Genomic DNA, 19,684 nt, shown 5'->3' on the forward strand with positions numbered 1-19,684 from the left:
CTTTTCTCCCTCGCCCCGCTTGCGGGGCGAGGTGAAGGAAGCGCGCGGTCTACATCACCGCGCCGACTTCCGCGGCTGTCGGCATCGACGGCCCCGCGCCCATGCGCTGCACGGAGATCGAGGCGGCGGCATTGGCGAAGGCGAGTGCCGCGCGCAAGTCGACGCCGTCGGCAAGTTGCGCCGCGAGTGCTCCCACAAAACAATCGCCTGCGCCTGTGGTGTCGATCGCCTTCACCACGCGGCCGGACACCGAAATCTCCTCGCGTCCGGCGAGCGCGAGCACGCCACGCTTGCCGAGCGTGACGCAGATGGTCTGGTCCTCGCGCGCCTGAAGTTTTCGCGCGACGTCGAGGATCCGCGCGGCCTCGTCACTGTCGGACAACTCCACGCCGGCGAGGAGGCCGAGCTCGGTCTCGTTCAGCACGAGGATGTCGACCAGCGCGAGCAATTCGCTCGACATGGTTTGTGCCGGGGCCGGATTGAGCAGCGTCGTGGCGCCGGTGTCGCGAGCCCGTTGAAAGAACGCGGCAATCGTCGGCAGCGGGATCTCGAATTGACTGACCGCGACATCGCCCTTTGCCAGCGGGACGGCCGCGACGTCATCGACGCTGACCAGCGCATTGCTGCCGGGAATGACGACGATGGTGTTGTCGGCCTCCGCCACCGTGATGATGGCGGTGCCGGTGTGCGCTTCGGCCGTCTCGCGGATCGCGCCGAGATCGATGCCTTGCGCGCCGAGGAACGTCCTCAGCTCACCGCCGAACGAATCCTTGCCGAGCCGGCCGATCAGCGTGGTCCGCGCGCCAAGCCGCGACGCCGCCACCGCCTGGTTGGCGCCCTTGCCACCCGGAAAATACAACACCTGCTTGCCGGCGACGGTCTCGCCGACCCGGGGATGGCGATCGGCCGTCGCCACCACATCCATGTTGATGCTGCCGGCGACGAAGACCCGCCCCATGAGAGACCTCTGCGAACGCTAGACCCTGACCTCGAACTCGTGCCTGACCTTGGCGATGTCGACAAGGGTCGGCAGGCCGGCTTCGTTGCCGAGACGCTGGATCTTGAAGGTCGAGGCTGCCCGGGCAAAATCGAAATGCTCGCGCCAGCTTTTGCCGGGATGGGCGAGATAAGAATAGACATAGGCGCCGTGAAAGACGTCGCCGGCGCCGTTGGTGTCGATCACGCGCTCGCGCGGAATCGGCATCGCCGGCATCACCTGCACCGTTCCGGTCTCGTCGTACCAGAGCAGGCCCTTCTCGCCCATGGTGATGCCGCCAATCTTGCAGCCGCGGCTCTTGAGGTAATCCAGCATCTTCTCCGGCGTCAGATCCATCTGCTCGCACAGGCGCTCGGCAACGATGGCGACGTCGATGAATTCCAATAGCTCATGCGTGTTGGTGCGAAGGCCGCCACCGTCGAGCGAGGTCAGAATGCCGGCCTCGCGGCAGACTTTTGCGTAGTGGATCGCGGCATCGGGCTGATGGCCGTCGACATGCAGCGCGCGGCAGCCGCCGAGATTGAGCATCGGGAACGGATGGATGTGGTCGTCGTCGCGGCAGCGGACGATGGCGCGCTTGCCGTCCTTTGGCATGATGAAGGACAGCGAGGACTGGTTGACCTTCCGCCCATGCAGCGAGATCGCGTATTTCGCGCACATGTCCATGAACATGCGGCCGAGCCAGTCATTGGCCGCGGTCGCGATCAGATCGGGCACGATGCCGAGCTTGGCGCAGCAGAACGCCGCGGTCACCGCATTGCCGCCGAAGGAAACCGCGTAGTCGGAGGCCACGTGCTTCTCGTCGCCGGTCGGCATGTGGTCGGTGATGAAGACGACGTCGATATAGGTCTGTCCGATGAAGAGAGCCTGCATTGCTTGTCCGTGATGCGCTTTGTGGTCCCGGCCGGCGCGCTTACTGTAACACCGGTTCCGCCGCGGGACCGCTGAAATTATTCGCAAAACCGCCGCCCGGAATGCTTGAGGTCGGCATGCGGCCGGAATACGACCATCACCGGACAATGCCAAGCCCGGACAAACGCCGTCTCTCGGTCCACGGTTCCGGGCCGTTCAACAGGGGGTAGCATGATCACCGGCCTCGATCACGTCGTCGCACTGGTCAGGGATATCGGTGCGGCCAGGGCGGCCTATCAGACGCTGCTCGGGCGCGCGCCGGCCTGGCAGAATTCGGGCGAGGGCGCAGATCGGGTGCTGTTCACTCTCGCCAACATGACCATCGAATTGATGGCGCCGAACGGCTTCAGCGTGACCGCCGACCGCATGCGCGCGTTGCTCGGCGACCAGGAAGGCGTGCTCGCCAGCCTGTGCTTTCGTGTCGCGGACATGAGCAAAATGCACCGGCGGCTGGAGCGGGTGGCGCTCAAGCCGGATCCGGTTGCCGAGGTCGAAAGCAGCGACGCGGAGAGCGGCGCGGTCCTGCACTGGAAGCGGACGCGCGCCGCCACGGAGCTCACGCGCGGCGTGCGCATTTTCTTCCTCGAACTGGCTGATGAGCGTCCGCTTTCGCCGGCGACCGATATCGGGCCGATCGATGCACTCGACCACGTCGTGATCACCACGGAGGACTCCGATCGTGCCGCCGCGCTGTATGGCGCGCGGCTCGGGCTCGATCTGGCGCTCGACCGCTCGCACCAGGATTGGGGCCAGCTGATGTTCTTCCGCTGCGGCGATCTCGTCGTCGAGCTGGTGCGCCGCCCTGTTGCGGGCGGCGATCCCCTGCATGACCGCCTCTGGGGCCTGAGCTGGCGGGTGACCGACATCGACGCCACGCGCGCCCGCCTGATCGCCGCCGGCCTCGACGTCAGCGAAGTGCGCAACGGCCGCAAGCCGGGCACGCGGGTGATGACGGTCAGGACCGGCACCTGCGGCATCCAGACGGTCCTGCTGGAGCGCTCGCCGAAGCCGGTGGATTGATCTCCGCTCTCTTCGTGTCCCGGACGCGCTGCAGCGCGCAGCGCTGCTGCGCAGAGCCGGGACCCAGAAGGCGGCGACCTCTCATTGATATGGGCCCCGGCTCTGCAGCGCACCGCTGAAGAAGCGCTGCGCTGCGTCCGGGGCACGAGATCGTTCTCAAACCGCCGCGCGCGTGTTACATGCGTCTTGAAGCATCCAGCGAGCACCCGGTTTGGCGAAAGCAGCGGCAAAGCGAACTCTGAAATGGCAGCGCGATCCCGAGGGGATGCGGCTGCGCATTCTCGAAGCCGCCAAGCAGGAATTCTCGGCGCACGGGCTCGCCGGTGCGCGCGTCGACCGCATCGCGGCCAACGCCGGCGCCAACAAGCGGATGCTGTATTATCACGTCGGCAACAAGGACGAGCTCTATCTCGCGGTGCTCGAAGGCGCCTACGACAAGATCCGCAGCGAGGAGCGCGGGCTCGATCTCGAGCATCTCGATCCGCCCGAGGCGATCCGCCGCCTGATCGAGTTCACCTGGAATTATTTCCTGCGCAATCCTGAATTCCTGTCGCTGCTCCAGACCGAAAATCTCGCCCGTGCAAAGCACCTGAAGCGCTCGACCAAGGTCAAGTCGATGCACTCGCCCTTCGTCGAAATGATCGGCACCGTGGTGCGGCGCGGTGTGTCCGGCGGCGACTTCAAGGTCGCGGTCGATCCTGTCCAGCTCTACATCTCGATCGCGGGGCTGTGCTTCTTCTATCTCTCGAACTCGGCGACGCTCAGCGTGATCTTCGGTCGCGATCTGCTGGCCAAGGACGCCAAGGACGAGCGGCTAGACCACATGGTCGGCCTCGTGCTGGCAGCGCTGACCGGACAGTCGGCCGCACTGTTAGCTATGACCAAGACGCCGAAATCGCGCGCCGCGGTGGTGCAGACGGTTTAGCGCGACTTCGTCGTATCGCTGCTTGCGATAATGGAAATTGTGGAGTCGGACTGCACCCCCAACGTCGTCCTGGCGAAGGCCAGGACCCATACCGCGTGATCCATCGACCGCGCGTGGTGCCAATCCCGAACGACCAGCCTCGCCAAACTTCACCCTGTGGTTATGGGTCCTGGCCTTCGCCAGGACGACACCGAATGTTTGGAGGGACGGCACGTTCCGCCGCGATCCCCCGCCCAAACCTTGCGGAACCCCCGCCCAAAACGTCGCAGGAAAACCGCTGGACAGTATTTACCCAACGGGTTAATTTCTCGCCCAACGAACAAGACGACCGGGAGTGAGACGTGGCTGAGCTGAAGCCGCAGAGTGCGGTGTCCAAGATGCTGAATGCGGCCTGGATCCGGCCGTTTTTGTTCCTGGTGTTCATCGTCGTGGCCTGGGATCTCGCGATCCGGCTGTTCAAGATTCCCGCCTATCAGATCCCGTCGCCGGGCGATGTCATTGCGGTGCTGCGCACCGATTGGCCGGAACTGCTGCGCCAGTCCTGGCCGACGACTTATGCGACCGTCTGCGGCTTCGCGCTCTCGGCGCTGTTCGGTATCCCCATCGCGATGCTGATCGCGGGATCCAAGACCGTGGAGAGCTACGTCTATCCCCTGCTGGTGTTTTCTCAGTCCGTGCCGAAGATCGCGATCGCGCCGCTGTTCGTGGTCTGGTTCGGCTTCGGCATCATTCCGAAAGTGATCTCGGCGTTCCTGCTCGGCTTCTTTCCGGTGGTGGTCTCCGCCGTGCAGGGCTTCAAATCGGTCGATCCAGATATGGTCGATCTCGCCCGCGCCATGCAGGGCAGCCGCTTCCAGGTGTTTTGCGCGGTGAACCTGCCGCATGCGCTACCGGCGATCTTCTCCGGCCTCAAAGTGTCGGTGACGCTGGCCGTGGTCGGCGCCGTCGTCGGCGAGTTCGTCGGCTCCAATTCCGGCATCGGCTATGTGATGCAGCGCTCGATCGGCACCTTCGACCTGCCGACGATGTTCGCAGCGCTCGTGATCCTCGCGCTGCTCGGCGTCATCCTGTTCTGGATCGTGGACCGGATCGAGAAGCTGGTCATTCCCTGGCATGTCAGCCAGCGCGAGGACGTGATTTTCGCCTCTTGACGACAACCAAAGCAACGAACGGCCGCCAACGGCCGACGCAAACAACGACAAGGGAGAGTGACGATGAAGCGATGGATAGGAGCTGTCTCGGCGGCGCTGATGGTGTTCGCGGCCATGCCGGCGCAAGCGGCCGACAAGGTCGTGCTGATGCTGAACTGGTACGTCTATGGCGAGCACGCACCGTTCTATTACGGCAAGGCCAAGGGCATCTACGCCGCCGAAGGCATCGACCTCGAGATCCAGGAAGGCCGCGGCTCGGCCGCGACCACGCAGGCGGTGGCCGCCAAGACCGCCGATTTCGGCTATGTCGACGTGCCCACCATGATGCGCGCCGCGATCAAGGGTGCGCCAGTGGTTGCGACCGGCGTGCTGCTCCAGACCAGCCCGATGTCCGCGATGGGCTTCGTCGACAAGAACATCAGGAAGCCCGAGGATATCAAGGGCAAGACGGTCGCGATCACGCCGGCCGATTCCATGACCCAGATCTGGCCGCTGTTCCTGAAGAAGACCGGCCTCAAGGAAAGCGACTTCCAGACGGTGGCGGGCGATGGCCAGACCAAGCTCAACGCCGTCATCAACGGCCAGGCCGATCTCTTGCTCGGCTACGTCATGGACCAGTCGATGAAGATCAAGGACGCCACCGGCAAGGACGTCTATCCGATCAAGTTCGCCGACTACGGCATCAACATGGTCTCGTCGGGCATCATCGCCAACACTGATTATGTGAAGGCCAATGCCGACCTCGTCCGCCGCTTCATGTCGGCGACGACCAAGGCGGTCGAAGCCGCCGAGAAGGAGCCGAAGGCCGCGGCGCAATCGATCCTCGATGCCAACCCCAAGGGCGGCAAGATCGACACGCTGACGCAGGGCTTTGAGCTGACCATTCCGCTGTACCGGACGCCTGAGACCAAGGGCAAGCGCCCGTTCCAGGTCACCGACCAGAACATGACGGACTCGGTCAATCTGATGGTCGAATATGGCGGGCTCGATGCCAAGGCCAAGGAGAACCCGAAGGCGTTCTACACCAACGACTATCTGCCGAAGAGCGGTTCGTGAAACCTGCGACGAACATGAGTGAAACCCTGCAACCGGCCGCGCATCTGAGACTGGTGAGCGACCGGGCTGCCGGCGATGCGTCGGGCATCAAGCTTTCAGGCGTGTCGAAGACCTACCGGACGCGCGACGGCGATGTGCCGTCGTTGCGGCCGCTCGACTTCCATATCAATGACGGCGAGTTCTTCGTCGTCGTCGGCCCATCCGGCTGCGGAAAGTCCACGCTGCTCAAGCTGATCTCGGGGCTGCTGCCGCCGACGACGGGCGAGATCCTGGTCGAGGGCGAGAAGGTGACGGCGCCGCACGGCAATGTCGGCATCGTGTTCCAGAACGCGCTGCTGCTGCCGTGGCGCAACATCCTGTCCAACGTCATGCTGCCGATCGACATGAAGGGGCTGCCGCGGCAGACATATCTCGACCGGGCCAAGGCGCTGTTGAAGCTGGTCGGGCTCGAAGGCTTCGAGAAAAAGCTGCCGTGGCAGCTCTCCGGCGGCATGCAGCAGCGCGCCTCGATCTGCCGCGCCCTGGTGCATGATCCCCGGATCATGCTGATGGACGAGCCGTTCGGCGCGCTCGATGCGCTGACGCGCGAGCGCATGAATGTCGAGCTGATGCGGATCCAGCGCGAGACCAGGAAGACGGTGCTGTTGATCACGCACTCGATCCCCGAGGCCGTGTTCCTCGCCGATCGCGTGCTGGTGATGACCGAGCGGCCCGGCGCGATCGCCGCGATCTACGACGTGCCGCTGCCGCGGCCCCGTTCGCTGGACGTGATGGCCGATCCTGTTTTCACCGAACTGGTGCAGCGGATCCGCAAGCATTTCTTCTCGCAAGGGACGTTGGATTAGGACGGATGGGATTTCCCGTGGCCTCTGCTGCGCGAACGGTGCGCTCCCTCCCCCGCCTGCGGGGGAGGGCTGGGGAGAGGGTGTCTCAACAACGGGACACTCCCCCAGAGGAGAAAGCCCTCACCCGGCACTTCGTGCCGACCTCTCCCGCAAGCGGGAGAGGCGAGTCGCCCGCGGCTGTACCGCTCGCACCAAATTCACCTCATTTCGTTGCGACACCATGTCACCGCGCCTGAAGCTGCGAGACATTGCCTTCTTCGAACGTCCCGTGCAGTTCGCGCGGCCGTTCCGCTTTGGCGCGATCACGATCAACGCGACTCCGCAGCTGTTCGTGCGGGTCGGGATCGAGGTCGAGGGCAGGGGAAGTGCTGTCGGTGCGAGTGCCGAGCTGCTGGTGCCAAAATGGTTCGACAAGCGGCCGGAGCTTTCGCCGGCCCAGACCGTCGATGACTTGCGCCGCTCGCTGGAGATCGCGCGGGGGCTTTATCTCGCGCGAACCGGATTTTTGACGGCATTCGATCTGCATGCATCGTGCATCGGTGCCCAGGTCGCGACCTGTGCGAAAAAGAACATTCCGGCGCTTGCCGCGGCTTGCGGACCCGCCGAAATCGACAAAGCGATCCTCGATGCGCTGCTCCGCGCTGCCGAGACCAATTTCTTCGGCGGCATGGCCGGCAACATCGCCGGCATCGATGCGCGGCTTTCGTCCGACCTGAAGGAAACGGATATCACGGCCTTTCTATCCGGCCGGAAGCCGCTGGCGCGCGTTGCCATCAGGCATACCGTCGGTCTCGACGACACCGTTGAAGGCGAGGGCGGAGTTGCAGATCCCCACGAGAACTCCGGTGCAAGATACTTCAAGCTGAAGCTGTCGGGGGACCCCGTCGGCGATGCAGCGCGGCTGGCGCGCATTGGCAAGGAGCTCGATGCGCTGGACCGGGACTACAAAGTGACGCTCGATGCCAACGAGCAATATGCCGATCTCGCAGCCTTGCATGAACTCATCGGCCGGCTCGACCATGACACTGCGCTGCGATCGATTTCATCCAGGCTGCTCTATGTCGAGCAGCCGATGCCGCGCGATGTCACGAGGCAGTCGCCGCTCGGCTCGCTCGCGGCGCGCGGCTTCATCATCGACGAAGCCGACGATTCCTACGACGCGTTTCCCGCGGCACGGGCGCTCGGCTATCACGGCATCTCCTCGAAGTCCTGCAAAGGGCTTTACAAGTCCATCGTCAACGCGACACGCGCGGCGAAATGGAGCTTGGCCGGCGAAAGATTCTTCGTGACCGGCGAGGACCTCACCTGCCAGGCGGGCCTCGCCGTGCAGCAGGACCTTGCGCTCGGGGCCTTCATCGGCATCACCCATGCCGAACGTAACGGCCACCATTACGTCGATGGCTTCGGTGATACGCCCGCCGCGGAGGCCCAGGCTTTCGCCGTCGCGCATCCCGATCTCTACGCGGATGCCGGGCAGGGCATCCGCCTCTCCATTCACAACGGCGATCTCCTCACGGGATCGCTCAATGCAACGGGCTTTGCGACGTCGGTTCATCCGGACTGGTCGGCGCTACGCCCGCTCGAACAGCCAAAATCTCTGCAGGAGCAGTCGGCATGACCACCCAACGCCTCGGCCTCATCATGAACGGCGTCACCGGCCGCATGGGACTCAACCAGCATCTGATCCGCTCGATCGTCGCGATCCGCGAGCAGGGCGGCGTCCGCTTGAAGAACGGCGACCGCGTGATGCCCGACCCGATCCTGGTCGGCCGCAGCGCCGAGAAGGTCGAGGGGCTCGCCAAGCGCTACAACATCGCGCGCTGGACCACCGATCTCGACGCCGCCCTCGCCGACAAGAATGACACCATGTTCTTCGATGCCGCGACCACACAGGCGCGGCCGGGGCTTCTGACCCAGGCCATCAATGCCGGCAAGCACGTCTATTGCGAGAAGCCGATCGCGACCAATTTCGAGGAGGCGCTCGAGGTCGTCAAGCTCGCCAATTCCAAGGGCGTCAAGCACGGTACGGTGCAGGACAAGCTGTTCCTGCCCGGCCTGAAGAAGATCGCCTTCCTGCGCGACTCCGGCTTCTTCGGCCGCATCCTCTCGGTGCGCGGCGAGTTCGGCTATTGGGTGTTCGAAGGCGGCTGGCAGGAGGCGCAGCGGCCGTCATGGAATTACCGCGACGAGGACGGCGGCGGTATCATCCTCGACATGGTTTGCCACTGGCGCTACGTGCTCGACAATCTTTTCGGCGAGGTCGAGAGCGTGAGCTGCATCGGCAACACCGACATTCCCGAGCGTTTCGACGAGCAGGGCAAGAAGTACAAGGCGACCGCCGACGACTCCGCTTATGCCACGTTCCAGCTCAAGGGCGGCGCCATCGCCCACATCAACATGTCCTGGGTGACGCGCGTCTATCGCGATGATCTCGTCACCTTCCAGGTCGACGGCACGCTCGGCTCGGCCGTCGCCGGCCTTTCCGACTGCATGATCCAGGCGCGGCAGGCGACGCCCCGACCGGTGTGGAATCCCGACGAGAAGCGGCTGCACGATTTCTACAGCGACTGGCAGAAGCTGCCTGACAACGTCACCTACGACAACGGCTTCAAAGAGCAGTGGGAAATGTTCATCCGCCATGTCTACGAGGATGCGCCCTACAAGTTCACGCTGCTCGAAGGCGTCAAGGGCGTGCAGCTCGCCGAATGCGCGCTGAAGAGCTGGAAGGAGCGGCGATGGATCGACGTCGCCCCGATCAAGGTCTGAGGTCTATCGGATAATCATCGATGTTGTTGAGCCGTCATTGCGAGCGAAGCGAAGCAATCCAGGAACCCTCCGCGGACACAGTCTGGATTGCTTCGTCGCTTCGCTCCTCGCAATGACGGGGAGAGGTCTGAAATCATGAACAAGCCCGTCCAGCCGATGTTGTCGTTGTCGCTCAAACTGCCGAAGGTCGATCGCTCGATCGAGACTTACCGGCTCGCGGCCTCGCGAACGTTTCCCGCAAAGCTCGAGGGTCCGCTGAACCGCATTGCGTTCTCCGCCGTCCATACCGTGATCGATCCCTTTGCCGACAACGACCCGTGGCTCTCCGCTGCCGTCGACTGGGACAAGACCATCGCCTTTCGCGAGCACGTCTGGGATCTCGGTCTCGGCGTGGCGGAAGCCATGGATACCGCGCAGCGCGGCATGGGGCTGGACTGGCCGACCTCGCTGGAGCTGATCACGCGCTCGGTGTCCGCCGCCAAGCGCCGCAACGCGCTGGTGTTTTCCGGAGCGGGCACGGACCATCTTGCGGTCGAGGACGCCAAGAATCTCGACGACGTGATCCGCGCCTATGAGGAGCAGATATCGGCAGTCGAGAAGGTCGGCGGCCGCATCATATTGATGGCGTCGCGCGCGCTGGCGAAGCTGGGCCGCAACGCCGACGATTATGCCAAGGTCTATGACCGTGTGCTGTCGCAGGTTCGCGAGCCCGTGATCATCCACTGGCTCGGCGACATGTTCGATCCGGCGCTGACGGGATATTGGGGCACCAACGATCTCGACAAGGCAATGGATATTGCGGTCGCCATCATCAACGGCAACGCCGCCAAGGTGGACGGTGTCAAGGTTTCGCTGCTCGACAAGCAGCGCGAGATCGACATGCGCCGTCGTCTCGACAAGCGCATCAAGATGTACACCGGCGACGATTTCAATTATGCGGAGCTGATCGCCGGAGACGGGCAGGGCTTCTCGCACGCGCTGCTCGGCATTTTTGATGCGATCGCGCCGGCGGCGTCTTACGCCTTGTCGCGGCTGGCTGCTGGTGATGAGGCAGGCTTCCACGACGTGCTGGGTCCGACCGTGCCGCTGTCGCGGCACATCTTCAGGGCGCCGACCCGGTTCTACAAGACCGGTGTCGTCTTCATGGCCTATCTCAACGGCCACCAGGACCACTTCACCATGGTCGGCGGGCAGGAGAGCACGCGCTCGACGCTGCATCTGGCCGAGTTGTTCCGGCTGGCCGACAAGGCCGGGCTGCTCGCCGATCCGGAGTTGGCGACGCGGCGGATGAAGGCGGTGCTCTCAACGCGCGGAATCGAATCCTGATGCGTGATTTTTCGCCCGACCATCGCTGGCTGTCGCTCAACACGGCGACAATCCGCAAGCAGGCTGATCTCGTCGAGATCATCGATGCCTGTGCCAGGCACGGCATCCGCGCCATCGACCCCTGGCGCGACCAGGTCGCTTCCGTCGGCCTCGATCGCGCCGCGCGTGCGGTGCGCGATGCCGGTCTCGACCTGTCGGGCTATTGCCGTGGCGGCATGTTCACCTCCGACGCATCGCGCCGGAGCGAGGTGCGCGACGACAACCGGCGCTGCGTCGACGAAGCCAAGGCGCTGGGAGCCCCCTGCATCGTTCTCGTCGTCGGCGGCCTGCCGCAATATTCGCGGCCGGGCAGCGAGGCGTCGAAGGACATCGCCGGCGCGCGGACGCAGGTCGAGGAAGCGCTCGCCGAAATGCTCGATTACGCCAAACAGGCCAAGCTGCCGCTGGCGATCGAGCCGCTGCATCCGGCCTATGCCGCGGACCGCGCCTGCGTCAACACCACGAAGCAGGCGCTCGACATCTGCGACCGGCTCGACCCTGATCGCAGCGGCATGCTCGGCGTCGCGCTCGACGTCTATCACATCTGGTGGGATCCGGAGCTGATGGGGCAGATCGCGCGCGCCGGCCGAGATCGCCTGCTTGCCTTCCATGTCTGCGACTGGCTGGTGCCGACCAGGGACATTCTCAACGACCGCGGCATGATGGGCGACGGCGTGATCGACATCAAATCGGTGCGCGAAGCGGTCGAAGCGCAGGGCTTTGCCGGCTATTCGGAGATCGAAATCTTCTCCAACGACTGGTGGAGGAAACCGATGGATGAGGTGCTGCAAACCTGCATCGCGCGGCACAAGACGGTGGTGTAGCTTTAACGAACGCTGGTCTCACGGGCTTGCTACCTGCTGCAGCCTGTTGAAGCGCGCCTTCTGCTCGGTGCTCCGCACAAACTCCTGCAGAGCAGCGAACTAGTTGGGAGTAGTACCAACGAGAGGTGGACAGCCTTCAGCTTTCAGGCAGAATATCACCACCCCGATGCCGCAGCCGCGCCACAGTCTGCGCCAGATCGGATGAGGTAATTGGTGGCATCAACGATCGGCAGGCACGACGGATGTACCCTGCCTGACGATCTTGAATGGCCCCGACGTGCAATCGTCGGGGCCATTGTGCGTGGTAAGGCTGGCCACTTTTGCCAAAGGCCTCGGCGTGGTCGGACGCGGCTGATTTTATTGCGGTTGTAAGGAAAGACCGCACGAACGCGGTCTTGCAGTCCAATGGGCCGGGACCAAATAGTTTTGGGATCAAATTTTTTGTCCGGTCCGGTCTGGTCACGAGCTAACCACATCCAGGAAGGGCCGCTCACTATTAAAATTTCAGTCCTAAATAATTTCAGTCCTAAATGGAACGCGCCGGCGACCTATCGTCCGATGCGCGCTTTGCTGATGTGTGCCTAGAGCGCAGACCGAAGGGCTGTCATTCTTCGCAGCCCTTGTTGCTGCCCCGCATCGTTCGCCTTGCTATTCGGTGAAAAGTCAAACGATTGCGCTATCATCGATGACCGTCAAACACCGGGATGTCACTCGTCAATTCAATCTGCGAAGCTGTGACAACCCAAATGCGCTTGTAAGCAAACAAGCGTGAAGGGAGGGTTCGCAATGGAGAAGGTGCGACGCTTGCGTGCGATAAGTTCGCTGTGCCGGCAACAGGCCGCGTACAACAGCATAAATGGAAGCTGCTCGCAGAAGCAGAATACTGGGATCACCTGGCCCATCTTGAGCTGTCTTCCTACTTCCAACAATGCAACGCCATTAGCTCGAATGAGATAGAGCGGCCTCGATCAATCACAAACACGAATGACGCTGGACCGAAGGCGATTTCGGCCACGTGAGGACGGAGCAAGGCTGTCGTTTGCATTCCGCCACCGCACGTCTCACAGAGAGAAGTGGCCTGGACACGCATGCTCTCGTCGAGCTGTGAAGCAGGGCAGGGCGATTGCGGTCACACCACGTCGTTCGGCTGCTGCGCAAATGGCCACGAGAGAATGCCGAGAGAACGCGACCTCGTCCTCACGGGGTTGCGACCTGTTCCAGCGCGTTGAAGCGTGCCTTCTGCTCGCTGCTCAGCGTGGCATAGAACTCGTCAAGAGTCGGTTCGACCAGCTTGGCGGCCGTCAGCATGGCTTCGAGCCGGTGCTGCATCGCTTCCAGCCGTCCGACCGGCGTCAGCGGTACATCGTTCGGGCAGGCCGCCTGCAGGTGATCGACGCCCTTGGCCGTCGCTTCGCTGAGGCGGTCGAGCGCTTCCTTCTGCTTGCCTGCGGGGTGCAGCACTGCCTCGATCCTTTGGATCGGTAACTGGGTCAAGCCGGACTTCGGATCGCCGCAGCCCTCGGCAGTGGTTTGGGCACTGGCTTGCTGCGGCAGGGAGCGCTCGCCGACATTGGGGCCGAGCGCGTTGAAGCGCGCCTGCTGCTCGTCACTGAGTGAGTTGTAAAAATTCTCCAGTGCCGGCCGCACGATCTTGACGGCTTCCAGCGTCGCGCTGATGCGGTTCATCATTGCGCGCAGGCGGCCGGGTGGAGTCAGTGCATACGTCTCTGCGCAGGAATCCTTGAACACACCGGCAGCGTTGGCCGCTGCGGTCTTCAGCTCGTCGAGCAGCGTGCGTTGCTCCGGTGTCGGCCGTACCGCCCGCGCGATATCGGCAAGCGGCCAGGCGGTAACGCCCTTGTCCGGTGTGCCGCACAATTGCCGCAGCGTCTGGGGGCTCACGCTGGCGCCTCGAGGAGCGCGGGAGCCTCCGCCGGCTTGCGGATAGTCATACGGGTTGGTGCTGGCATAGGCGGAATAGGGGCTGTCACCACCCCAGAACACGGTGTCGACGAAGTCGTCATACGCGTACGCCCAATAGCCGGGCTCGTAGGCATAGGACCAGAAGGTGTAGTCAAAAATGTCGGAATAGGCGTAGGGCCAGAACACCGGCCCAAGCCATGCCACGAAGGCCGCGGGATGGCGGTGGCGCCAGGCCTGCCGGGGCGCCCAGCCGCTCTGGCGGGTGATGAGAGCCGCCTGGGTTTGCGAAGTGGCCTGCTCGCGGAAACGCTCGGCAAATCGCCCGCGCCCGGCGGCTCGCCCCGCGGCAGCCGCTGCAGCAGTTGCCGCGGGAGCCTGTCCCAGCCGCTGCTGGCGCGCCAGATCGGTTTGCTGCACACGCTGCTCACGCTGGAGCAAGCGGTTTTGCGTCTGGAGCATTCGTTGTTGCTGGCGTTGCGCCCGCGCACCTTCAGGCTTTTGCGACTGCAATTGCTGCACGCGCTGCTGCAGCCGATCGATGCGGGTCTGGCGCTCCGCGGTCTGGCGCGACAGCACCTCGCGCTGCCGCTGCTGCACCACCTGCTGGCGCTGCTGGATCTGCAGGTGATGCTGTTGCGCGCGTTGATCGATCTGCTCCCGTCGCGACAGCCGCTCGCGCGCGGCTGGCGGTCCGCTGGGGCGCAAGGGGGCGGCGATGTGCGGCGTCGGCCGCGGCCCCATGGCCGGACGTTGCGGTGCAGGTGGCGCCCGATGGAATTCAGGTCGCGGCGCCGCCACGTGCGGGGCAGCCCGCGGCGGTGCAGCGAAGTGGGGGGCCGGACGCGGGGGCGGTGAGGCGAAGTGCGGCGCCGGATGCGGCGCCATGGCCGGTCGCTGCGGCATGGAAGGTGGATGGAATGCGGGGGCGGCGGGTCGCGCCATGGCCGGCGGCGCCGCCGGACGGGCCATGGCAGGCGGTGCGGCTGGCCGAACTGCCGGCGCTGCGGCCGGCCCGGGTGGTCCACCCCTTCCGTGTCCCTGAGCGGACGCGCTGACGCTCGCCGCCAGCATCGAGGCACCAACCAAAAAGGCCGTCAGGCAAACGCCACGCGGAAGCATGCTCGTCGCTCCCAGCTCGAAATCGCCCACCATTCTCAACGCACAGGTGGCGGAATCGTTCGTCGTTGGTCGCAGCCGGCAATTGCGATCTTCCGACGCAGGCAGGCTCTAGGAGAAATCCTGCGTCAGGACCGTCGCGAACTGCTCCAGTGCCCAGTCGACCTGAGCGCTGGTGATCACCAGCGGCGGGGCGATGCGGATGGTGTGCTCATGGGTGTCCTTGGCGAGGATGCCCTTGCCCTGGAGCGCCTCGCAGTAGCGGCGCGCGCGGCCGGCTTCGGGATGCAGCTCGACCGCCAGCATCAGGCCGCGGCCGCGCACGTCGCGGATCGTGTTGGCGCGGATGGCTTTCAAGCCTTCGAGAAAGCGCGCGCCTTGCGTGGCTGCGTTCTCGATCATGCCTTCTTCCAGCAGCACGCGCAGTGCCGCGCGCGCGACCGCGCAGGCGAGCGGGTTGCCGCCGAAGGTTGAGCCGTGTTGCCCGGGTCGCAAAGTCCCGAGCACGTCGTTGTTCGAGAGCACAGCCGACACCGGATAGAAGCCGCCGGACAAGGCCTTGCCGAGCAGCGTCACGTCAGCCTCGATGCCTTCGTGCTGTTCGGCAAGCAGCTTGCCGGTGCGGCCGAGCCCGGTCTGGATCTCGTCGAGCACCAGCATGACGTTGTTGGCCGTGCAGAGCTTGCGCACCCCCGTGAAATAGCCGGGTGGAGGAATGATGACACCGGCTTCGCCCTGGATCGGCTCGACCAGAAAGGCGACGGTGTTTTGCGTGATCGCTTCTTCCAGCGCCGCGGCGTCGCCGAACGGGATAATCTTGAAGCCCGGCGCGAACGGCCCAAAATGGGCGCGGGTCTCGGGCTCGGTTGAAAAACCGACGATGCCCAGCGTGCGCCCGTGGAAATTGTTGGTGCACACGATGATCTCGGCCTGGCCGTCCGGCACGCCTTTCACCTCGTAGCCCCATTTCCGCACCGACTTGATCGCGCTTTCGACCGCCTCGGCGCCGCTGTTCATCGGCAGCACCTTGTGCGAGCCGGTCAACGCCGCGATCTCTTCGTAGAACGGGGCGAGCTGGTCGTTGTGAAAGGCGCGCGAGGTCAATGTAAGCCGGCTCGCCTGTTCGACCATCGCGGCCAGGATTTTCGGGTGGCAGTGGCCCTGGTTGAGAGCCGAATAAGCCGAGAGGCAATCGAGATAACGGTTGCCCTCGGTATCCCACACCCAGACACCTTCGCCGCGCGACAGGACGACCCCGATCGGCTCGTAGTTGCGAGCGCCAAAGCGTGCTTCGGTTGCGAGGAAATCGATGACCGAGGAGCTCATCTTCGTCACTCCATTGCTGCTTCGGCATTGGCCGTTGGCGAGGCGCGCGATCCCGTCGATTTGCCTCCCCTCGTCAAATGGTTATGCGGATCCACAAGGCAATCTTCCGCCGACGGCCCTCTACTGTGCATGGGGTTGTTTTCGCGTTTTTTGTTTTGAGGCCTCAGCCGATCGCGCAAGGCACGCTCAAGAACCCGCGGAACCGCACCCGTCCACCCCTGACCGGCTGTCCGCTCACGGCATAGTTCGGGAAGCGCGCCAAGAAGCGTGAGACCGCGATGGCGCCTTCCAGCCGCGCCAGCGCCATGCCGGCGCATTGATGCGCGCCGGTGGCGAAGGCGAGATGCCGGTTCGGCGTGCGCGCGATGTCGAATCTCTCGGGGGCCGGAAACTGCGCCGGATCGCGATTGGCAGCGCCGATGCACAGCGTGATCGACGTGCCGGCATCGAGCATGACGCCGCCGAGCTCGACCCGCTCCGTGGTCATGCGATTGCCGAGCTGGTTCGAGCTCTCGTAGCGCAGCATCTCTTCGACCGCAGTCTTGATGAGGTCGGGGTGGTCGATCAGCCGCCGCTTCTGATCCGGATTGCGGTCGAGCGCCACGAGGCCGTTGCCGATCAAATTGGTGGTGGTCTCGTGGCCGGCATTGAGCAGGAAGATGCAGTTGTGCAGCAGCTCCTTCTCGGTCAGCCGCTCGCCGTTCTCCTCGCCCTGTATCAGGCGCGTCAGCACGTCGCGCTCGGGGTTGCCAGGCTTCGCTCGTCGGCGTGCGACCAGCGTTCGGAGGTAGCCGAGGAAATCCGTCACCGCCTTGTTGCCGCGGGCAGCGACTTTAGGTGACACCACTGGTTCGAGGGCACCGAGGATTGCCAGCGACCAGTCGCGCAGCGGCGCGCGCTCGTCATGGGGCACGTCGAGCAGATTGCCGATCACCTCGATGGGGATCGAGGCGGCGAAGTCCTCGATCAGCTCGCAGCTGCCCTTGGTGGCGATGGCATCGAGCAGGCCGTCGACCAGCTTGATGATATCAGGCTCCATCCCGGCGATTGCGCGCGGCGACAGCGCGCCCATGATCAGGCGCCGCACGCGGGTATGCGCCGGCGGATCGTTGAAGACGAGGCTCGTGGTGTGGTGTTCGTAGAGCGGGGTGTCGCCGTATTTCGGTGCGAACTCGCGCTTCTTGTCCGAGCTGAACGATTTTGTGTTCTTGTAGCTCGTGACGAGATCGTCATAGCGGGTCAGGAACACGGTGCCGTTGCGTAGGCGCTTGACCGGCTCGTTCTCCCGCAGTGCACGATAGGTCGGGTAGGGATCGTCGTAGAATTCCGCCGTCAGCTTCTCCAGATCGAAACTGGCCGCCAGTTCATTCGCACTTGCGTTCATGCCGCCATACTCGCCGGTTGAATCCGATATGCTGTATTCGCTCTTTTGAGCGGCTCGGTTCACCGTCTACAGTCGAACCGTGATTTGCAAGCCGACCGGACAGGAAAATGCACGCCCGCGCTGACGCTGCCGACACCGCCGCCGAGTCCGGCACTCATTGGCCCGACGATATTTTCACGACCTTGCAACGCTTCGACGTCCGGCAGGTGCCCTACGTGCCCGACGCCGGCCATTCAAAGCTGATCCAGCGCGTGCTGGCATCGTCCACGATGCGCGGCATTCCGCTGACGACGGAGGAGGAGGGCGTGGCGCTTCTCGCCGGCGCCTGGACCGGGCGGACAGCGCGGCGTGCTGCTGATGCAGTCGAGCGGGGTCGGTAATTGCATCAACATGCTGTCGCTGATCCCGATCCTGCGCTTTCCCTTCCTCACCCTGGTGACCATGCGTGGCGAGTGGGGCGAGTTCAATCCGTGGCAGGTGCCGATGGGATCGACCACGCAGGGCGTGTTCGAGCTCTCGGGTGTCAAGGTGCTGCGGGCTTCGACCGCAGCTGAGGTGCCGGCCGTGCTCGAGGCGGCGGCCGCGCAGGCCTATAACGCCCTCACGCCCACCGCCGTCCTGCTGTCGCAGCGCCTGATCGGCGCCAAGGTTTTCACCAAATGAGCAAGGCCAATCTCCTCGACCGCCGTCAAGTGGTGTCCGCGCTTCTCGCGGACCGCAAGGATGTGGTTGCGATCGGCGGCCTCGGCGCCTCCACCAACGACATGTTCGCGGCCGGCGACCATGCCCGGAATTTCTACCTCTGGGGCGGCATGGGCGGGGCGGCGATGATCGGGTTGGGCCTCGCTCTGGCGCAGCCAAAGTTGCCGGTGCTGGTCATCACGGGCGACGGCGAGATGCTGATGGGCATGGGCAGCCTTGCCACCATCGGCCTCCAGAAGCCGTCCAACCTCTCGATCGCGGTGCTCGACAATGAAGCCTATGGCGAGACCGGCGGTCAGACCAGCCACACCGCCGCGGCCGCCGACCTCGTCGGCGTCGCCAAGGCCTGCGGCATCGGGGATAGCCGGTCCGTGACGACCATGGTCGGGGTCGAGGCCTTCGCCAAAGCCGTCCACGACGTCTCCGCCGGGCCGCGCTTTGCCAGCGTGAAGATCGACAGCGCCAATCTGGAGCGGATTTTGCCGAGCCGGGATGGGACTTACATTCTCAACCGGATTCGCGGCGACCCCGGCTTCCAGCCAATCTAGGCGCTCCCGTCCTGCACGGAGGCCGTGTGGGCGAGGTCAATTTCCACTGGAATTACAACGCACTCAGGTTGCGATGCAGCATAGTGCTTGACTTTTGCGTGGGTGAGTGCTTACTCACTAGCATGAGCTCATTGCGTATGACGAGCGACCTGAGGCGTCAATTGATCCTCGGCGCCGCAAAGCGTTGCTTTGCCCGACACGGCTATACCGGCACCACGACCAAGAGCGTGGCGGCCGCCGCTGCCATTTCCGAGGCGCTGCTGTTCAAGCATTTCCCGTCCAAGGCCGCGCTTTACGCCGAAATCCTCAGCGACGAATGCGAGGCGGACCCGGCGCTCATGGAGCTGCTCGAACGTGAGCCGTCGACGGCCACGTTGGTCGAAGTGATCCGCGGCATGGTCGGGCATTTCATGCACATCGCCGATGGGCCCGACCAGGAAGAGGCCCAGCGCCTGCGATTGATGGCCACGAGTCATTTGGATGATGGCGAATTCGCTCGTTTGCTATATGCCAAGATCGAGACGCTGATCGGGGCGGCCTTCGTCGCCTCGCTCAAGCGTGCGGTTGCCGCGAGGGACGCGCGGCCATACAACGGCGAACCGCTCAACCTGTTCTGGTTTGCGCATCACACCGTGATGACGGCTGCGCTGACCAGGCTGCCGGCCACGCCGTGTCTCGCTTACGGCAAGGCGAACGACCTCGAGCGGCAGCTGTGTGAGTTTCTCCTGAGGGGTATCGGACTTAACGACGCCGCAATTGTTTCGCATTTGGGCCGCGATCAGGCCGGTTGTGTGGGCAAGACGGCGATTGCAGAGAGTGCATGA

The 19,684-nt window shown here is 64.1% G+C and carries 16 protein-coding genes and 1 pseudogene; 12 read left to right on the forward strand and 5 right to left on the reverse strand.

Annotation, left to right across the window (positions count from 1 at the left end; all coding sequences use genetic code 11):
- Positions 1-49: 49 nt before the first annotated feature.
- A complete protein-coding gene (gene rbsK, locus AC0L3K_RS14815) occupies positions 50-958 on the reverse strand; it encodes a ribokinase (protein WP_473366263.1) in 909 nt (302 codons plus the stop codon).
- Positions 959-976: 18 nt separating this feature from the next.
- Positions 977-1,870, reverse strand: a complete 894-nt coding sequence (locus AC0L3K_RS14820; RefSeq protein ID WP_007593904.1) for a sugar kinase — start codon at positions 1,868-1,870, stop codon at positions 977-979.
- Positions 1,871-2,080: 210 nt separating this feature from the next.
- Here AC0L3K_RS14820 and AC0L3K_RS14825 point away from each other — a divergent pair, with 210 nt between their 5' ends.
- The 9 genes from AC0L3K_RS14825 (at position 2,081) to AC0L3K_RS14865 (ending at position 11,861) form a co-directional block, all read left to right on the forward strand.
- Complete coding sequence (locus tag AC0L3K_RS14825) at positions 2,081-2,929, forward strand: VOC family protein (protein WP_473366264.1); 849 nt, start codon at positions 2,081-2,083, stop codon at positions 2,927-2,929.
- 265 nt (positions 2,930-3,194) lie between these two features.
- Entirely contained in the window at positions 3,195-3,854 is a 660-nt protein-coding gene (locus tag AC0L3K_RS14830) for a TetR/AcrR family transcriptional regulator (protein WP_007593902.1), read from the forward strand.
- Positions 3,855-4,195: 341 nt separating this feature from the next.
- Positions 4,196-5,005, forward strand: a complete 810-nt coding sequence (locus AC0L3K_RS14835; RefSeq protein WP_007593901.1) for an ABC transporter permease — start codon at positions 4,196-4,198, stop codon at positions 5,003-5,005.
- Between the two features lie 63 nt (positions 5,006-5,068).
- On the forward strand, positions 5,069-6,061 hold the full coding sequence (locus tag AC0L3K_RS14840) for an ABC transporter substrate-binding protein (protein WP_007593900.1): 993 nt from the start codon (positions 5,069-5,071) through the stop codon (positions 6,059-6,061).
- Between the two features lie 14 nt (positions 6,062-6,075).
- Positions 6,076-6,906, forward strand: a complete 831-nt coding sequence (locus tag AC0L3K_RS14845) for an ABC transporter ATP-binding protein (protein ID WP_371261368.1) — start codon at positions 6,076-6,078, stop codon at positions 6,904-6,906.
- A gap of 220 nt (positions 6,907-7,126) precedes the next feature.
- The gene (locus tag AC0L3K_RS14850; protein WP_007593898.1) at positions 7,127-8,524 is read left to right on the forward strand and encodes an enolase-like domain-containing protein; all 1,398 of its coding nucleotides are present in this window, start codon (positions 7,127-7,129) and stop codon (positions 8,522-8,524) included.
- Entirely contained in the window at positions 8,521-9,672 is a 1,152-nt protein-coding gene (locus tag AC0L3K_RS14855) for a Gfo/Idh/MocA family protein (RefSeq protein ID WP_354127733.1), read from the forward strand. The genes AC0L3K_RS14850 and AC0L3K_RS14855 overlap by 4 nt, the downstream gene beginning before the upstream one ends.
- 135 nt (positions 9,673-9,807) lie before the next feature.
- Positions 9,808-10,998, forward strand: coding sequence for a dihydrodipicolinate synthase family protein (locus AC0L3K_RS14860; RefSeq protein ID WP_473366265.1), 1,191 nt, complete (start codon positions 9,808-9,810; stop codon positions 10,996-10,998).
- Positions 10,998-11,861: a sugar phosphate isomerase/epimerase family protein gene (locus AC0L3K_RS14865; protein ID WP_007593895.1), complete on the forward strand. Its 864-nt coding sequence runs from the start codon at positions 10,998-11,000 to the stop codon at positions 11,859-11,861. The genes AC0L3K_RS14860 and AC0L3K_RS14865 overlap by 1 nt, the downstream gene beginning before the upstream one ends.
- Before the next feature lie 1,197 nt (positions 11,862-13,058).
- On the opposite strand, the gene AC0L3K_RS14870 is transcribed toward AC0L3K_RS14865, so the two are convergent.
- The 3 genes from AC0L3K_RS14870 to AC0L3K_RS14880 form a co-directional block, all read right to left on the reverse strand.
- The gene (locus AC0L3K_RS14870; protein ID WP_473366266.1) at positions 13,059-14,525 is read right to left on the reverse strand and encodes a Spy/CpxP family protein refolding chaperone; all 1,467 of its coding nucleotides are present in this window, start codon (positions 14,523-14,525) and stop codon (positions 13,059-13,061) included.
- A 486-nt stretch (positions 14,526-15,011) separates the two neighbouring features.
- Entirely contained in the window at positions 15,012-16,226 is a 1,215-nt protein-coding gene (rocD, locus tag AC0L3K_RS14875) for an ornithine--oxo-acid transaminase (RefSeq protein ID WP_473366267.1), read from the reverse strand.
- Positions 16,227-16,389: 163 nt separating this feature from the next.
- On the reverse strand, positions 16,390-17,610 hold the full coding sequence (locus AC0L3K_RS14880; RefSeq protein ID WP_473366268.1) for a cytochrome P450: 1,221 nt from the start codon (positions 17,608-17,610) through the stop codon (positions 16,390-16,392).
- Between the two features lie 107 nt (positions 17,611-17,717).
- Here AC0L3K_RS14880 and AC0L3K_RS14885 point away from each other — a divergent pair.
- The 3 genes and pseudogenes from AC0L3K_RS14885 (at position 17,718) to AC0L3K_RS14895 (ending at position 19,684) form a co-directional block, all read left to right on the forward strand.
- A pseudogene (locus AC0L3K_RS14885) lies at positions 17,718-18,273 on the forward strand (phosphonopyruvate decarboxylase).
- Complete coding sequence (locus AC0L3K_RS14890) at positions 18,270-18,860, forward strand: thiamine pyrophosphate-dependent enzyme (RefSeq protein WP_473366269.1); 591 nt, start codon at positions 18,270-18,272, stop codon at positions 18,858-18,860. The pseudogene AC0L3K_RS14885 and the gene AC0L3K_RS14890 overlap by 4 nt, the downstream one beginning before the upstream one ends.
- Before the next feature lie 122 nt (positions 18,861-18,982).
- Positions 18,983-19,684, forward strand: coding sequence for a TetR/AcrR family transcriptional regulator (locus tag AC0L3K_RS14895; protein ID WP_007593882.1), 702 nt, complete (start codon positions 18,983-18,985; stop codon positions 19,682-19,684).

Source organism: Bradyrhizobium sp. MI1.10, assembly GCF_055811035.1.

Bases quoted from the DNA above. Each gene is read 5' to 3' on its own strand.
- rbsK (WP_473366263.1), bottom strand. From the start codon at position 958: ATGGGGCGGGTCTTCGTCGCCGGCAGCATCAACATGGATGTGGTGGCG.
- AC0L3K_RS14895 (WP_007593882.1), top strand. From the start codon at position 18,983: ATGAGCTCATTGCGTATGACGAGCGACCTGAGGCGTCAATTGATCCTC.
- AC0L3K_RS14845 (WP_371261368.1), top strand. From the start codon at position 6,076: ATGAGTGAAACCCTGCAACCGGCCGCGCATCTGAGACTGGTGAGCGAC.
- AC0L3K_RS14830 (WP_007593902.1), top strand. From the start codon at position 3,195: ATGCGGCTGCGCATTCTCGAAGCCGCCAAGCAGGAATTCTCGGCGCAC.
- AC0L3K_RS14820 (WP_007593904.1), bottom strand. From the start codon at position 1,870: ATGCAGGCTCTCTTCATCGGACAGACCTATATCGACGTCGTCTTCATC.
- AC0L3K_RS14855 (WP_354127733.1), top strand. From the start codon at position 8,521: ATGACCACCCAACGCCTCGGCCTCATCATGAACGGCGTCACCGGCCGC.
- AC0L3K_RS14865 (WP_007593895.1), top strand. From the start codon at position 10,998: ATGCGTGATTTTTCGCCCGACCATCGCTGGCTGTCGCTCAACACGGCG.
- AC0L3K_RS14890 (WP_473366269.1), top strand. From the start codon at position 18,270: ATGAGCAAGGCCAATCTCCTCGACCGCCGTCAAGTGGTGTCCGCGCTT.
- AC0L3K_RS14870 (WP_473366266.1), bottom strand. From the start codon at position 14,525: ATGGGGCCGCGGCCGACGCCGCACATCGCCGCCCCCTTGCGCCCCAGC.
- AC0L3K_RS14850 (WP_007593898.1), top strand. From the start codon at position 7,127: ATGTCACCGCGCCTGAAGCTGCGAGACATTGCCTTCTTCGAACGTCCC.
- rocD (WP_473366267.1), bottom strand. From the start codon at position 16,226: ATGAGCTCCTCGGTCATCGATTTCCTCGCAACCGAAGCACGCTTTGGC.
- AC0L3K_RS14880 (WP_473366268.1), bottom strand. From the start codon at position 17,610: ATGAACGCAAGTGCGAATGAACTGGCGGCCAGTTTCGATCTGGAGAAG.
- AC0L3K_RS14825 (WP_473366264.1), top strand. From the start codon at position 2,081: ATGATCACCGGCCTCGATCACGTCGTCGCACTGGTCAGGGATATCGGT.
- AC0L3K_RS14840 (WP_007593900.1), top strand. From the start codon at position 5,069: ATGAAGCGATGGATAGGAGCTGTCTCGGCGGCGCTGATGGTGTTCGCG.
- AC0L3K_RS14860 (WP_473366265.1), top strand. From the start codon at position 9,808: ATGAACAAGCCCGTCCAGCCGATGTTGTCGTTGTCGCTCAAACTGCCG.